This window comes from Agromyces sp. S2-1-8, from assembly GCF_021129215.1.
Lineage (GTDB): Bacteria > Actinomycetota > Actinomycetes > Actinomycetales > Microbacteriaceae > Agromyces > Agromyces chromiiresistens.
The window spans coordinates 3,385,643-3,401,467 of the sequence record NZ_JAJOLP010000001.1 but is presented as its reverse complement, the minus strand read 5'-3'; the positions used below and the strand labels follow the sequence as shown (position 1 = coordinate 3,401,467).

Below are 15,825 nucleotides of genomic sequence, written 5' to 3'. Positions count from 1 at the left end.
CGCCGTTCGCTCCCGAGAGGACAGTGATGTCAGCGCAATCGATGAACCGGAACCGCCGGCAGCCCGCACCCGCAGGTGCCGTCTCGGCCCGCGAAGCGGTCGCACGCCTGCGCGAGCGCCCGCAGGCCGCGGTGCTCGTGATCGGCGGCGGCATCAACGGCATCGCGACGTTCCGCGATCTCGCACTGCAGGGCGTCGACGTCGTGCTCGTCGAACGCGGCGACTTCGTCTCGGGGGCGTCGTCGGCGTCGTCGCACATGATCCACGGCGGCATCCGCTACCTCGAGAACGGCGAGTTCCGACTCGTCAAGGAGTCGGTCGAAGAGCGCAACGGACTCATCCGCATCGCCCCGCACTACGTCAAGCCGCTCGAGACGACGGTGCCGATCTTCTCGACCTTCTCGGGCGTCCTCTCGGCCCCGCTGCGCTTCCTGACCCACAAGTCGGGCAAGCCCACCGAGCGCGGGGCCGCCCTCATCAAGACCGGCCTCACGATCTACGACGCGTTCTCGCGCGACGGCGGCGCGGTGCCGCGGCACCGGTTCCACGGTGCGAAGCGCTCGCTCGCGGAGCTGCCGGCGCTGAACCCCGGCGTGAAGTACACCGCGACGTACTACGACGCGAGCATGCACGACCCCGAGCGGCTCGCCCTCGACGTGCTGTTCGACGGCCTCGCCGCGGGCCCCCTCGCCCGGGCGGTGAACTACGTCGAAGCGATCGGCCACGACGTGGCGGGCGTGCGCCTGCGCGACACCACGACGGGCGAGGAGTTCTCGGTCGCGGCCGACGTCGTCGTGAACACGTCGGGTCCGTGGACCGATCTCACGAACGCCGACCTCGGCGAGGAGACCCGGTTCATGGGCGGCACGAAGGGCTCGCACATCGTGCTCGACCACCCAGAGCTCCTCGCCGCGACCGCCGGCCGCGAGATCTTCTTCGAGCACGAGGACGGCCGCATCGTGCTCATCTACCCGCTCAAGGGCCGGGTGATGGTCGGCACGACCGACCTCGAGCACGACATGCGCGAGCCCGCGATCTGCACCGAGGAGGAGGTCGACTACTTCTTCGACCTCATCGCGCACGTTTTCCCAGCGATCCGAGTCGACCGGTCGCAGATCGTCTACCGGTTCTCGGGCGTGCGCCCGCTGCCCCGGCACGACGACACGCAGCCCGGGTTCGTCTCGCGCGACTACCGCATCGAACGGGCGGATGCCTCCGGCCGGCCGGGCACGAGCGTGCTCAGCCTCGTCGGCGGCAAGTGGACGACCTTCCGGGCGCTCGCCGAGCACCTCTCGGGCGAGGTGCTCGCGCTCCTCGGCGGCGAGCGGGTCGTGTCGACGAAGGGACTCGCGATCGGCGGCGGCGCGGGGTACCCGGCGACCGACGACGCGCGACGCGTCTGGCTCGTCTCGCACGGCGACGAGGTCGGCCGCGCCCGTGCCGAGGAACTGCTCGAGCGCTACGGCACCCGGGCTGCGGCCTATCTCGCCGACATCGAGGGCGAGCCCGAGACGCCCCTGGCGCACCACGACGGCTACAGCCGGAACGAGATCGCCTGGCTCGCCCGAAACGAGCGAGTCGTGCGTCTGCAGGACGTCGTGCTGCGGCGCACGAGCCTGGCCTTCACGGGTTCGCTCACCGCGCCGCTGCTCGACGAACTCGCCGCGGTCGTCGGCGCCGAACTCGGATGGCCGGCCGGGCGCATCGCGGCGGAGGTCGCAGCGACCGCGTCGCTGCTCGCCGAGCGCCACGGGGTGGAGCTGGGGGTCCCGGCGCCGGTCGAGTAGGCGCACAGCGCCGTGTCGAGACGACGGCGACGTGGTCTCGATACGCGCTCTCCTCCGTCGAACGCTCCTCGACCGACGGGTGCCGGAATCTGCACGGATGTGCACGCGGAAACGCCTCGCACCGGCCATTCCGGCGGGTACGTTTCATCGGGGCCGAATGCGGCCCGTTGCTCGGAACGGGCGGATGAGGCATCCGCCCCGCCTCTTGAAAGAAGGTCAACGTGGACAATCTCGGTCTCGTCTTCCTCTCGGAAGTCGTCGGCACCGCACTGCTCGTGCTGCTCGGCTGCGGCGTCGTCGCCAACGTCGCGCTCGCGAAGAACAAGGGTCACAACGGCGGCTTCCTGATGGTGAACATCGGCTGGGGCCTCGCCGTCTTCGCCGGTGTCATCGTCTCGTACGCCTCGGGCGCGCAGCTCAACCCCGCCGTCACGCTCGGGCTCGTGGCGAACGGCGCCCAGGAGTTCGGCTCGGGCGTGCCGGTCAACGTCGTCTCGGTGCTCACCTACATCGGCGCCCAGATGGTCGGCGCGTTCATCGGCGCGGTGTTCTGCTGGCTCGCGTACAAGCAGCACTTCGACGCCGAGCCCGAGGCCGGCAACAAGCTCGGCGTGTTCTCGACCGGCCCGGCGATCCGCTCGTACGGCTGGAACCTCGTGACCGAGATCATCGGCACCTTCGTGCTGGTGTTCGTCATCATCGGCTTCACGAACGGCGGAACCCCGGCGGAGCTCGGGGCGATCCCCGTGGCGTTCCTCGTCATCGGCATCGGCGCCTCGCTCGGCGGCCCGACCGGCTACGCGATCAACCCGGCCCGCGACCTCGGCCCTCGCATCGCGCACGCCCTGCTCCCGATCAAGGGCAAGGGCGGATCGGACTGGTCCTACTCGTGGGTGCCGGTCGTCGGCCCGATCATCGGCGGCATGCTCGCCGGGTGGGCCGCGCTCGTGCTGCTCCCCGTCCTCGGCTGACGCCGAGGCCTCCGCACCCACCACCATCACCACCATTAACTGACAGCAACGGAGTTCTCAGATGGCTGACTACGTCCTCGCGATCGACCAGGGCACCACCTCGTCGCGCGCGATCATCTTCGACAAGGCCGGATCGATCGTCTCGACCGGGCAGCTCGAGCACGAGCAGATCTTCCCCCGCGCGGGCTGGGTCGAGCACGACCCGGCCGAGATCTGGCGCAACACCGGCGAGGTGATCGGCCAGGCGCTCGGCAAGGTCAACCTGACCCGGCATGACATCGCCGCGGTCGGCATCACGAACCAGCGCGAGACCACGGTCGTCTGGGACCGGACGACCGGCGAGCCCGTCTACAACGCGATCGTCTGGCAGGACACCCGGACGCAGCCCATCGTCGACCGGCTCGCCGCCGACGGCGGCGTCGAGCGGTTCAAGGCGAAGGTCGGCCTGCCGCTCGCGACCTACTTCTCGGGCACGAAGGTCGTCTGGATCCTCGACAACGTGCCAGGGGCTCGCGAGAAGGCCGAGGCGGGCGACCTGCTGTTCGGTACGACCGACACCTGGGTGCTGTGGAACCTCACCGGCGGCGTCGACGGCGGCGTGCACGCGACGGATGTCACGAACGCGAGCCGCACGATGTTCATGGACCTCGAGACGCTGCAGTGGGACGACGAGATCCTCGCCGCGTTCGGCGTGCCGCGCTCGATGCTGCCCGAGATCAAGAGCTCGTCCGAGGTGTACGGCGTCGCGAACGAGCACTCGCTGCTCCGCGAAACCCCGATCGCGGGCATCCTCGGCGACCAGCAGGCGGCCACCTTCGGCCAGGCCGCGTTCGCGACCGGCGAGGCGAAGAACACCTACGGCACGGGCAACTTCCTGATCTTCAACACGGGCGAGGAGATCGTCCACTCGAAGAACGGCCTGCTCACGACGGTGGGCTACAAGCTCGGCGACGCGCCGGTGCACTACGCCCTCGAAGGCTCGATCGCGGTGACCGGTTCGCTGATCCAGTGGCTGCGCGACAACCTCGGCCTCATCTCGTCGGCCGCCGAGGTCGAAGAACTCGCGAAGTCGGTCGAGGACAACGGCGGCGCCTACTTCGTGCCCGCGTTCTCGGGCCTGTTCGCCCCGTACTGGCGACCCGACGCGCGCGGTGCACTCGTCGGCCTCACCAGGTTCGTCAACAAGGGCCACGTCGCACGGGCCGCCCTCGAGGCGATCGCGTTCCAGACCCGCGACGTCATCGAGGCGGTCAACGCCGACGCCGGCGTCGACCTCACCGAGCTCCGCGTCGACGGAGGCGCAACGGCGAACGACACGCTGCTGCAGTTCCAGGCCGACATCCTGGGCGTGCCCGTGGTGCGTCCGGTCGTCGCCGAGACGACCGCCCTCGGCGCGGCCTACGCGGCCGGTCTCGCCGTCGGATTCTGGTCGAGCCTCGACGAGCTCGCGCAGAACTGGCAGGAGGACAAGCGCTGGACGCCGTCGATGGACGACGCCGAGCGCGAGCGCCTCGACCGCAACTGGAAGAAGGCCGTCTCGAAGACCCTCGACTGGGTCGACGACGACGTCATCTGACGTCGAATGCCCCCACCGCAGGTTACGGTGGGTTCTCGGGCCGAGCGCATGGGGGTGCGCTCGGCCCTCTCTCGTGCGCGCGCGTACGAGGGTCGCGAGCGCCGCCCGCCGGAACGGGGGATCAGTCGACGGCGGGGTCGAGCCGCGCGCCGAGCACGGGCGCGAGCTCGTCGAGCGATGCGATCTCGATGACGCCGGCATCGGCAGCGGCCTCAGCGTCGGCGGCATCGGGCCGCGCACCGGTGCGATTGAGCCAGACGCCGACGAGCCCGGCACGGGCGGCACCGATCGCGTCGGTGACGAGGCGGTCGCCGACGTACGCGGCGCGGCCGACCGGGCCCGCCTCGCCGAACCGGGCAACCGCGAGTTCGAAGATCGCGGGATCGGGCTTCGCGACGCCGACGTCGCCGGAGGCGATCACGAGCTCGAAGCGCTCGCGCAGCCCGAGCCGGTCGAGCTTCGTCAGCTGCAGGTCGAGCTCGCCGTTGGTGATGACACCGAGTCGGACTCGGGGCAGGGCGGTCGCGACGGCGTCGAGCGCCGGCAGTGCGTCGTCGTGCAGCGACCAGGATTCGCGGTAGCGCTCGAAGTACCGCTCGAACCAGGCGCTCGCCGCCAGGTCGTCGAGCTCGTCGTCATGGGCGAGGGCGAAGTCGCGTGCCCGTGCCCTGCGCTGCCCCTCGTAGGTCGCCCGACCGGCGAGGTATTCGTGATAGTGCTGCTCTTCGAGTTCGTGCCAGAGGCGTTGCGCCGAGACGTGGTCGCCCGTGTATGCCCGCTCGCGCATGTGCAACACGATCGCCATGGCGACCGCCTCGCGATGCGCCATGAGCGTGTCGTCGAGGTCGAACAGCACGAGCGGTGCGGCCCCGGTTCGCGGAGCCGTGCTCGGGTCGTCGATCGAGGTCATGCCCCGTCGCCGAGGAGCGGCGCCCAGCTCGAGGGCGCGTCGGCCTCGGGTGTCGGACCGCGCTCGCCCGACCAGCCCGGCAGGTCGACGCCGTCGCGGCCGGGCACGGTCGTCGACCCGGTCGTGGTGTTGCGGAACCCGGCGGCCCTCGCGACCATCGCCGAGGCGATGTTGCCCCGGTTCGCGCGCCACGTGACGGGGTCGGTGCCGGCGAGTCCGACGAACGCCCAGTCGCAGACGGCGATCAGGGCTTCGGTCATGTACGCCGAACCGCGGTGGTCGGCACCGAGCCAGAAGCCGACCTCGCGCGCCTTCGTGCGGAGACCGATCACACCCATCAGCGGGCCACCCGACTCGGTGCGGATGGCCCAGGTCAGCTCGGTGCCGGCCTGCCACGCCTCGGGTACATACTCGTCGAGGAATCCCCGGGCGTGCGACTCGGTGTACGGCCAGGGCGTCGTGAGGAACTGCTCGAAGATCGGGTCCTGGCAGTAGCGGGCGACACGCTCGGCGTCGGCCGGCACGGGCAGGTCGAGCACGAGCCGGGGAGTCTGCAGCGTGACGGGGCGCACGTCAGCCCTTTCGAACGAAGCCGACGCGGTCGTAGACCTCGCGCAGCACCTTCTGAGCGCGTTCGGCTGCCCGGTCGGCGCCGATCGCCAGCAGGCGATCGAGCTCGGCCGGGTCTTCGAGGAGCTCGAGCGTGCGGGCGCGGATCGGCGTGAGCCGGTCGACGACGATCTCCGCGAGGTCCTTCTTCAGGTCGCCGTAGCCGCGCCCGGCATACCGGTTCTCGATCGCGGCGATCGACTCGCCCGAGATCGCGGCGTAGATGTCGAGCAGGTTCGAGATACCGGGCTTCGCCTGCGGGTCGTAGCGGATCTCGCGCTCGGCGTCGGTGACCGCGCTCTTGAACTTCTTCGCGGTGACCGCTGGGTCGTCCATGAGCTTCACGAGCCCGGCCTCGGAAGCGGCGGACTTCGACATCTTCGCCGTCGGGTCCTGCAGGTCGTAGATGCGCGCCGACTCCTTCGGGATGAACGCCTCGGGCACGACGAAGGTCTCGCCGTAGCGCGAGTTGAAGCGGCCGGCGAGGTCGCGGGTCAGCTCGAGGTGCTGGCGCTGGTCGTCGCCGACGGGCACGAACTGCGTGTCGTAGAGCAGGATGTCGGCGGCCATCAGCACCGGGTAGGTGAAGAGCCCGACCGTCGTGGCGTCGGCGCCGTACCGGCTCGACTTGTCTTTGAACTGCGTCATGCGGCTCGCCTCGCCGAAGCCGGTCATGGTGCCGAGCACCCAGGCCAGCTCGGTGTGCGCGGGCACGTGCGACTGCACGAAGAGCGTCGAGCGCTCGACGTCGACGCCGGCGGCGAGGTACTGGGCGGCGGTGCGGCGCACGTTGTCGTGGAGCGCCTTCGGGTCCTGCTGCACGGTGATCGCGTGCAGGTCGACGACGCAGTAGATCGGGTCGTACTCGTCTTGCATCGCGACCCAGTTGACGAGCGCACCCAGGTAGTTGCCGAGGTGGAGCGAATCGCTCGAGGGCTGCATGCCCGAGAAGACGATGGGGCGGGCGGAGTTCATGTATCGGTCCTCAGAGAAGAAGAGTCAGATGGCGTAGTCGACGACGACGGGAGCGTGGTCGGACCATCGCTCGTCGTAGGCGGCCGCACGGTCGACGACGTACGCGGCGACGGTGTCGGCGAGCGCCGGGGTCGCGAGGTGGTAGTCGATGCGCCAGCCGGTGTCGGTGTCGAAGGCCTTGCCGCGCTGCGACCACCACGTGTACGGACCGGGCACCTCGCCCGCGTCGCGTCGGCCGACGTCGACCCAGCCGAGCCCGGCGCCGGCGTTGTACGCCTCGTCGCCCTCGGCGCCGATGAACCGGTCGAAGTAGGCGCGCTCGGTGGGCAGGAAGCCGGCCTTCTTCACGTTGCCCTTCCAGTTCTTGATGTCGAGCGTGCGGTGGCCGACGTTGAGGTCGCCGACGACGACGGCGAGCTCGGAGTGGGCGGCGAGCTCGGGCAGGCGCTGCTCCATCGCATCGAGGAACTTGTACTTCTCGACCTGCTTCGGGGTGCCGTCTTCGCCCGAGTGCACGTAGGCGCTCACGACCGTGATCACGCGGTCGCCGACCTCGTAGTCGGCCTCGAGCCAGCGGCCGGCGCTGTCGAAGTCGGCGGCACCGAGCTCGACGCGGTGGATGTGGGCCCGGCGACGGCTCGCGATCGCCACACCGGCCCGGCCCTTCGCGGTCGCGGGGTCGTGCAGGATGTCCCATTCGTCGCCGAGCAGGCCCTGCAGGTCTTCGGTCGAGGCGCGCACCTCTTGGAGCGCGAGGATGTCGACGTCGCGACCGGCGAGCCAGTCGCCCATGCCCTTGCGGAATGCGGCACGCACTCCGTTCACGTTGACGCTGGCGAGACGGAGGGGCTTCGCAGAGGGCATGTCCTCGATCCTACGGGAGCCCTCCGACGTGCTTCGTCGTCGGTGCGCCGTCGTCCATCGCCTCGAGGTCGGCGAGGTCCTGCTCGGCACGCGCGAGCCGGCGCTTGGCGCCGAACTGCTCGAACCAGTTCGCCGAGGCCGTCTCGTTGCGGGCCTCGCGCACGCGGACGCGCGCGGCCGTGAGCAGCGCTTCGCGCTCGCGCTGGCGCGCCTCGGCTGCGAGCTGCTCGGCCGACACCACCCGCAGGCTCTCGTTCGCGTCGGAGGCCTCGACCGCGATCCAGCTCGCGGCGACGAGGATCACGATGCTCGTGAGGTGGAACCAGAGCAGGAGGCCGACGAAGACGGCGAAGGTCGCGAGGAGGGGATTGCTCGTGACACCAGACACGAGGAGACCGCTCAGCATCTGCATCGCCGACAGGGCGGCCGAGCCGAGCAGCGAACCGACCCACATGCGCTTCCACGGCATCGCGGCGCCCGACAGGAATCGGAACATGACGGCGAGGGCGAAGGTGTCGATGGCGAACACGACGAGGAGCGTGCCGAGCTGCACGCTGAACGCCTCCCAACCGTCGGCGTAGGGCAGGTTCAGCGCGTCGAAGACGGAGCTGATGAACGACGTCGTCGCGACCGAGAGCACCGATGCGAAGATCAGGATCGCCCCGAATGCGAGGCCGGCGAGCAGGTCGCGCGCCTTCAGCAGCACGTAGGCCCTGGTGTCCTTCGGCAGGCCGAAGATGCTGCGCACCGCAGTGCGCGCGTACGTGATCCACCCGATGGCGGTCCAGATGAGGCCGATGACGGCGATCGCACCCGTCCACCCGAGCACACCGCTCGACTGCTCGACGATCGCGTTGAGGTCGTCTCTGGAGATCACGCCGGTCGTGTCGGCGTCGCCGATCAGGCCCGGTGCATAGGTGTTGACGAGCTTGACGAGCGCGGCGAGCGTGTCGGGGTTGCTCGTGAGCCAGAGCCCCGCGACGGCGAAGAGCACGTAGACCGCGGCGAACACCGCGAACAGCGCCTGGTAGCTGAGGCCGGCGGAGAGCAGGAACCCGTTGCGGGCGAGGAAGTGCCGCCACACGCGTACCGGGAAGAGCGCCATCGTCTTCCGGGTGAGCGTCGACACCGTGCTGATCGGCTCTTCGAAGCGGTCGAGGATCGGCTGGCTGATCGCGTCGAACCGCTCCTTCGCGCTGGGCCCCGCATCGGAGGTCGCTCCCGGCTCGGCGGCGTCCGCCTGCTCGTCGCTCGGACCGGCGGCGGCCCCGCCCTTCGGCGTCGTCCTGCCGCGACGTCGGGGGGTTCGCTCACTCACGGTCCCAACGATAGCGAGCCGCACGCCCGCGGCCTCGCACGGCTCGTCCGACACGGTGGACGCCTCGGCCGAGGCCGCTCAGGGACTGCACTGAGGCGGCCTCCGCGTGTACCCCGAAATCGCCACATTCTGTACCCCGACTTCGGGGGGTCAGACGTGAGGATCCCTTGAAAACGGGGGACAGGCCGAGGAACATCGACCGGGCCGACCCGAAGGCCGAGCCGGTCGAACCAGCACGAGATGAGCGAAGTCATGCAACAACGCAGGAGAACCCGACCCGAGCACCGTAGGGGTGTTCGGGGGACAGCGAAGCGGAACCTCGGCGGCCTCGTCGCCGTCGTCGTGACCGGTGCGCTCGTGTTCGCCGGAGTCCCGGCGATCGCCTCAGCCGACGAGCCCGTCGCTCCCGCTGCCGCGGCGAACGACGCGGGCATCGAGGCGGCCGTCGCCGCTGCCGGCGATTCCGCCGCAGACCAGGCGGGGACCGACACGAGCGACCCGGCCCCCGACCCGTCGGCGGAGCCGTCGCCGGCCGCGCCCGCGGACCCGGGATCCGCGCCGGCCGGAGGACCCGAGCCGGCACCGGAACCCGAGACGGCGCCCGGGCCGTCGCCCGCGGAGGAGCCGGAACCGGCGCCGGAACCCGCTCCGGCCCCCGGTGCGGAATCGCCGCCCGGTACCGCGCCGCCCGCCGTCGAGACGCCGTCCCCGGCCGAGGCGACGACCACGCCGCGGGCGAAGGCGGCCACGCCGGCCGACTGCGCGTCGATCCCGATCGCGAACGACGACCGCAGCGCGCGCGACGACTGCCTCGCGAAGCAGCCCCGTCTCCGCGCCGCCGCGGCGGCTCTGGCCGCCACGGCGACGAACCCCGACCTCCAGCCGAGCTGCGGCATCGACATCGCGCTCGTGCTCGACAAGTCGGGATCGATCGGCGGCGACGGCATCGCGAACCTCACGTCGGCCGCCGACGCGTTCACGACGGCGCTCGTCGACACCGGCTCGCAGGTGTCGGTCACCGCGTTCGACCAGGACGCCACGGTGCTCCTCGGCGCGACCGACCTGACGAGCGCGAACCTCGCGGCCGTCCAGGGGTCTTACGCAGGCCTCACGAGCGACGGCTGGACGAACTGGAAGCGCGGCCTCGAGGTCGCCCACGGCACGTTCGGCGGCTTCGACGATGCCGTCGAGCTGACCGTGATGATCACCGACGGCAACCCGAACACGGTGGACCCGTCGATCGGCGGCGAGTTCCCCGACGGCTCGGCCGCGGCGCTCGACCCCGCGATCGCCGAGGCGAACTCGATCAAGGCCGCACCGTCGCACCTCTTCGGCATCGCCGTGGGCAGCGACCTCGACCTCGACCCGATCCGTGCGATCACGGGCGACGACGGCTACGCCGGCGACCTCGCGAGCGCCGACCACGTCGTGACCGCCGACTACGGCACGCTCGGCGCGCAGCTCAAGCAGATCGCGTTCGAACTCTGCGGCGGTTCGGTCTTCGTGCACAAGGAGATCGCCGGTCAACCGACCGCCGGCTGGGAGTTCTCGACCGACGACGCCGCGGTGGCGCCGTCGTCGCAGACGACCGACGGCAGCGGGGCGACCGCCGCGTTCGAGGTCACCGGCTTCACGACCGATGCGCGCACGGTCGAGTTCTCCGAGGAGGACCGGCCCTTCCACCACCGCACGAGCGTGGTGTGCCAGGACGCCGACGGGCCGCTGCCGGTCACCCTCGTCGGCGACCTCGGCTGGCGAGTCGAGGTCGGCATCGAGGCGATCGTGCACTGCAACGTGGTGAACGAGCTCGAGGCGCCGGTCTGGCGCGTCACGAAGAGCGCCGACCCGCCGAGCGGAACGGCCGTCGAGCCGGGCGACGAGATCGAGTACACGCTCGCGATCGAGCACGTCTCCGGTCCCGCCGCGACCGACCTCGAGATCTTCGACGACGTGTCGCAGCTGGCGCCGTACGTCGACTTCGACGGGTTCGTCGGTGCACCGCCCGTCGTCGAGTCGAGCTGGAACGTGCTGCACCCGGGGCGCCTCTTCCTGAAGCTCGCCTCGCTCGAGCCCGGTGAGACGCTGCAGGTCGCGTATCGCGTCGTCGTGTCCGACGACACGGCGCCGGGAGCGGTGCTGCGCAACCACGTCCTCACGAACTGCCCGGGCGGGGGGCCGGTCATCGTCGGTCCCGACGAGCCAGATCCCGTGGCCGACGAGTGCGTGACCGAGCATCCGACGCCCGGATTCGTGCTGTGGAAGACGAGCGATCCCGCCGACGGGCTCGTCGAACCCGGCGAGACGATCGAGTACACGCTGCACGCGTGGAACTTCTCGCAGGCCGAGGTGGAGGGCGCGACCGCGGTCGACGACCTCGCCGACGTGCTCGACGACGCGGCGCTCACCGAGCCGCTCGACCCGTCGCTGACGCTCGACGGCACGAGCCTCGAGTGGGCGGTGCCGACGCTGGCGGTCGGCTCCGGCGAGGCCACGGTGTCGTTCGAGGTCACCGTCGACGAGGATGCCTGGAACGCCGACCTCGTCAACGTCGTGACCCCCGAGGCGCCGGGCATCTGCCCGACGGAGGGCGAGGGCGGAGCACCGCCGGTCCTCGTCGAGCGGCTGGACGGCTCGTCGTCGCGCTCGCCCGAGGCATCCGTCGCCGCCGTGCCTGAGGTGACCGACTGCACGACCGGGCACCGCACGCCGAACGTCGACCTCGCGGTCGCGAAGACCGCGACGACGGCCGACGGCGACGCGGTCGACTCGGGCTCGACGCCGCCCGACGTCGTCTCGTACGAGGTGGTCGTCGAGAACCTCGGCGACGATCCCGCGTACGGCGTCGAGGTGACCGACGCGCTGCCCGAGGGCGTGGTGTTCTCGGCCGGGTCCGAGGTCGTGGCGACGGCGCCGCCGGGGGAGGAGGCCGACTGGACGATCGACGACTCGATCGACGGCGAGCTGACCTTCCGGTACGCCGGCCCCTTCGCGCCCGGCGCTACGGCGACGATCACGTTCGACGTCGAGGTCGGCGAGCTCGAGCAGCCCGACCCGACCGTGCCGATCCCCGATCTCGTGAACACGGTCTGCGTGTTCAGCGGTCCGGTGCCGGCACCCGAGCCGCCGGCACTCGTCGCTGCGCTCGACGTCGTCGGCCCCGGGGCCGATGGGCCGAGCCGCGATGCGAACCCCGAGAACGACTGCGACGACGCCTCGACACCGGTCAAGTCGATCGCGCTCGACGGCGCAGCGCAGTGCGTGAACGACACGCCCTGGTTCGAGTACTCGGTCACGCCGGTGAACGTCGACGCGCCCGAGGTCGTCCTCATCTGGTGGACGGCCGACGCCTTCGCGGCGCACGACCCGTCCATCGACGCGGGCGACGAGGCGGCGATCCTCGCCGACGGGGCGTCGCAGGTCGACGACCTCGAGGTGCCCGACGACTGGGCGCCGGGCGACGCCATCGAAGGCCGGCAGCTCTGGCCGGGTGCGGCGATCGACGAGAACGGCGACCCGATCGCCTGGCCGGGCTGGACCGAGCTGGCCGACGGCTCGTGGGTGCTCGACCCGGAGGCGCTGTTCTACGACCTCCGAGACGAGGCCGTCGTCGAGATCCGCATCAACCCGTCGACCGACGTGATCACGGTGTACCCGCCGGCCACGCCGAACTGCACCGCGGCCCCGCCCGAGAACGAGGCGCCGCCCGTGAGCCCCGAGCAGCCGTCGACCCCGTCGTCGATGGCCGCGACCGGTATCGACCCCGCGGGCCTGGTGTCGGGCGCCCTCGCCCTGCTCGTGCTCGGCGCGCTCGGCGCCGCTGCCGCGCGGGTGCGATCGCGCCGGGCGGACGGCGCGTGAGCGCCGCCTGATCGGGCAGGGGATGCCTCGGTGCGACGCGCGCCGAGGCATCCCCCTCTTCAGGGCACAAAAGCTGAGGAATCCTTGTCGGTGATGCGATGGGCGGCGCACACTGGCAGTGCTGACCCGTAACCCGAGCCGGCTCCGTACCCGATGTCAGGAGCTGTCATGTACCGTCATCCGCCTGCCCACCGAGCAGCCCGACCCGGAGGCGGGGGCGTGCGCGCCGCGCTCGCCGCCGTCACCGTGGGCGCACTCGTGATCTTCGGCGCCCCCATGGTGGCCGCCGCCGACGAGGCGCCCCCAGCAGAGCAGACCGTCGCGACCGCGACCGAGGCGCCCGCCGCCGAGCCCGCCGCCGAACCCGCACCGGCCCCAGAGGCGGAGGCGCCCGCCCCGGCGCCCGAGGTGGAAGCGCCTGCCCCGGCCGAGGAGCCGGTCGCCGAGCCGGCGCCCGAACCCGCGCCGGAACCCGCGCCGGTCGCCGAACCCGAGGCGGCGGCGCCGGTCGTCGACGCCCCGGCCGAGGAGGCACCCGCGGCCACGGCTCCCTCTGGCGACGCGCCCGCGGCGCGCTCGCTCGCGCCGGCCGCCGACGACGAGAACGGCGGACCGCCGGTCACGACGATCCCCGAGTGGAACGACCACGTCGCGATCTGCCATGCGACCGCGAGCGAGTCGAACCCCTACGTGTTCATCAGCCCGAGCGTCCGGTCGATCATCGATCCGAACGGCGACCCGAGCGATCCGTACTCGGGAGGTCACGCGCACTCGACCCATCAGGAGCTGCAGGACATCATCCCGGTGTTCGACTACTACGACGACGACGACGTGCTGCAGCACTTCCCCGGCCTCAACACCACGAAGACCGAGCTGACCGAGGAGGACTGCAACCCGGCCCCGCCGACGATCCAGCTCTTCGCCGAGGTGTGCACCGAGGTCGGAGGCACGCCGCCGGCGCTGAAGGTCGCGCTGCTCGGCCTGCTGCTGAACTTCGACTACACGATCACGGTGTTCGTGTCCGGCACCGACGACGTCGTCGCGACGTTCGACTTCACCGACCCCGACGGCGCCCTCGACCACGACTTCCAGCTCCCACCGGGAACGTACGACGTGGTGCTGCATCGCGAAGGCGACGACCCCGAGAACGACCTGCAGAAGACGGTCACCGTGAACCCCTGCCCGACGGCGCCCGTGCCGCACTGGCTCCTCCAGAAGTGGTCCGAGCCGGTCGACGGGGCGACGGTCGAGCCCGGTGACGTCATCACCTACACCCTCCAGGCCTACAACGACTCGGATGCCGTCGTGACCGGGGCGCAGGCGTTCGACGACGTCTCGGACGTGCTCGACAACGGCACGCTCGGCGTCCTGCCCGCTGGGCTCACCGGACCGGTCGGCGATGTGCTGACCTGGAACATCCCCGACCTCGAACCGGGGGCGACCGCGACCGTGTCGTACACGGTGATCGTCGGCGCTGATTCCGCAGGCACGCTGCTGCACAACGTCGTCAGGCCCGGGCCCGGCGGCGAGTGCCCGACCGACGACTCGATCGTCGTCGACGACGACCCGTGCGTCGTCGACCACCCGGTGATCGACATCGACCTCGTCCTCGTCAAGGACGAGGCGACCGAGAACGACGAACCCGTCGACTCGGGCGAGGACGACGTCATCACCTACACGCTGACGATCACCAACGAGGGGGATGACCCGGCGTACCGCAGCCTCGTCACCGACACGCTGCCCGACGGCGTCACGTACGTCGACGGTTCGGCCGTCATCGCGCCCAACCCGGGCGAGTGGGACCCGGTCGAGGTGGCGGACGGCGTGCTCACCGTCCAGCACAACGGCTGGATCAACCCGGGCGACGTCATCACGATCACGTTCGAGGTCACCGTCGGCGAGCTCTCTCAGCCCGCGTCCGACCAGCCGATCCCCGATCTCGTGAACGGCGCGTGCGTCGCGAGCGAGCAGTACCCCGACCCCGAGGTGCCCGAGATCGCCGCAGCCGAGGCCGAGGCATCCGAACCCGGATTCGACTCGAACCCCGACAACAACTGCGACGACGCCGAGACGCCCGTGAAGTCGATCGGCCTCGTCGGGCTCGCCCAGTGCGTGAACGACACCCCGTGGTTCACGTACGAGATCACGCCGTTCAACATCGACGACCCGAGCGCGAACCCGATCTCGCTGATCTGGTGGACCCCGGAGGCGTTCGCGAGCCGTGATCCGTCGATCCCCGCCGACGACGTCGCGGCACTCCTCGCCGACGGCGCCTCGCAGGTCGATCCGATCGCCTATCCCGACGGGTGGGTGAGCGGCGAGACGATCTCCGGACAGCAGCTCTGGCCGGGCGCGGCGATCGACGAGAACGGCGACCCGATCGCCTGGCCGGGCTGGACGCAGCTCGCCGACGGCACCTGGGTGCTCGATCCGAGCGCACCGTTCTACGACCTGCGGTCGCTGGCGGTCGCCGAGATCCGCATCAACCCGTCGAACGACGCCGACGTGGTCTACCCGCCGCCGACGCCGAACTGCAACGCGGCGCCCGACCAGCCGACGCCGCCGACGCCCCCGTCGACCCCGTCGTCGACCCCGCAGGGGCTCGCCGAGACCGGCGTCGAGACCGGCCTGATGCTGCCGTTCGCGGTGCTGCTGACGGCGATCGGGGCCGCGGCGATCGCGCGCGGCCTGCGCCGTCGTCGCGAGAGCTGAACCACTGGGTGCGGATGCCTCGTCGGGAGCGATCCCGGCGAGGCATCCGTCGTTCGTGCAACGACCGGATTCGGGGGACAGGCCGTTCCGGGTGCGACCTGTCGCGGGCGAATCATCCGGATGCATCGAATATGTACCCCGTTTCGAGGAATTCCGGCCGAAATCTGTACCCCAAAGGTGAGGATCCCCCCGTTTTGGTGCCAGCGCGGCCCTTCACGCCGCTGGTCCGCGCTGCGAGGATGAGC

10 protein-coding genes are annotated in these 15,825 nt (G+C 70.9%); 5 read left to right on the top strand and 5 right to left on the bottom strand.

Annotated elements, in window-relative coordinates; translation table 11 throughout:
- Positions 1-41: 41 nt before the first annotated feature.
- The 3 genes from LR269_RS15485 (at position 42) to glpK (ending at position 4,334) form a co-directional block, all read left to right on the top strand.
- Complete coding sequence (locus tag LR269_RS15485) at positions 42-1,787, top strand: glycerol-3-phosphate dehydrogenase/oxidase (RefSeq protein ID WP_231432369.1); 1,746 nt, start codon at positions 42-44, stop codon at positions 1,785-1,787.
- 221 nt (positions 1,788-2,008) lie between these two features.
- Entirely contained in the window at positions 2,009-2,758 is a 750-nt protein-coding gene (locus LR269_RS15480) for an MIP/aquaporin family protein (RefSeq protein WP_231431651.1), read from the top strand.
- Between the two features lie 61 nt (positions 2,759-2,819).
- Positions 2,820-4,334, top strand: coding sequence for a glycerol kinase GlpK (gene glpK, locus LR269_RS15475; RefSeq protein ID WP_231431650.1), 1,515 nt, complete (start codon positions 2,820-2,822; stop codon positions 4,332-4,334).
- 121 nt (positions 4,335-4,455) lie between these two features.
- Here the strand turns inward: glpK and LR269_RS15470 are convergent, their stop codons facing one another.
- Genes LR269_RS15470 through LR269_RS15450 form a run of 5 tightly spaced genes read right to left on the bottom strand, consistent with a single transcriptional unit; the run spans position 4,456 to position 9,010 of the window.
- Positions 4,456-5,244, bottom strand: a complete 789-nt coding sequence (locus tag LR269_RS15470) for an HAD family hydrolase (RefSeq protein ID WP_231431649.1) — start codon at positions 5,242-5,244, stop codon at positions 4,456-4,458.
- Entirely contained in the window at positions 5,241-5,816 is a 576-nt protein-coding gene (locus LR269_RS15465) for a GNAT family N-acetyltransferase (RefSeq protein ID WP_231431648.1), read from the bottom strand. The genes LR269_RS15470 and LR269_RS15465 overlap by 4 nt, the downstream gene beginning before the upstream one ends.
- A 1-nt stretch (position 5,817) precedes the next feature.
- Positions 5,818-6,828, bottom strand: coding sequence for a tryptophan--tRNA ligase (gene trpS, locus LR269_RS15460; RefSeq protein ID WP_231431647.1), 1,011 nt, complete (start codon positions 6,826-6,828; stop codon positions 5,818-5,820).
- Positions 6,829-6,852: 24 nt separating this feature from the next.
- Positions 6,853-7,692 (bottom strand): exodeoxyribonuclease III, encoded by an 840-nt coding sequence (locus LR269_RS15455; RefSeq protein WP_231431646.1) that lies wholly within the window; start codon positions 7,690-7,692, stop codon positions 6,853-6,855.
- 10 nt (positions 7,693-7,702) lie between these two features.
- Positions 7,703-9,010, bottom strand: a complete 1,308-nt coding sequence (locus LR269_RS15450; RefSeq protein ID WP_231431645.1) for a YihY/virulence factor BrkB family protein — start codon at positions 9,008-9,010, stop codon at positions 7,703-7,705.
- 342 nt (positions 9,011-9,352) lie between these two features.
- Between LR269_RS15450 and LR269_RS15445 the strand changes: the two genes are divergently transcribed.
- Together LR269_RS15445 and LR269_RS15440 are read left to right on the top strand one after the other, a co-directional pair.
- Entirely contained in the window at positions 9,353-12,868 is a 3,516-nt protein-coding gene (locus LR269_RS15445) for a VWA domain-containing protein (protein ID WP_231431644.1), read from the top strand.
- Positions 12,869-13,087: 219 nt separating this feature from the next.
- Positions 13,088-15,580 (top strand): DUF11 domain-containing protein, encoded by a 2,493-nt coding sequence (locus tag LR269_RS15440; protein ID WP_231431643.1) that lies wholly within the window; start codon positions 13,088-13,090, stop codon positions 15,578-15,580.
- Positions 15,581-15,825: the final 245 nt, after the last annotated feature.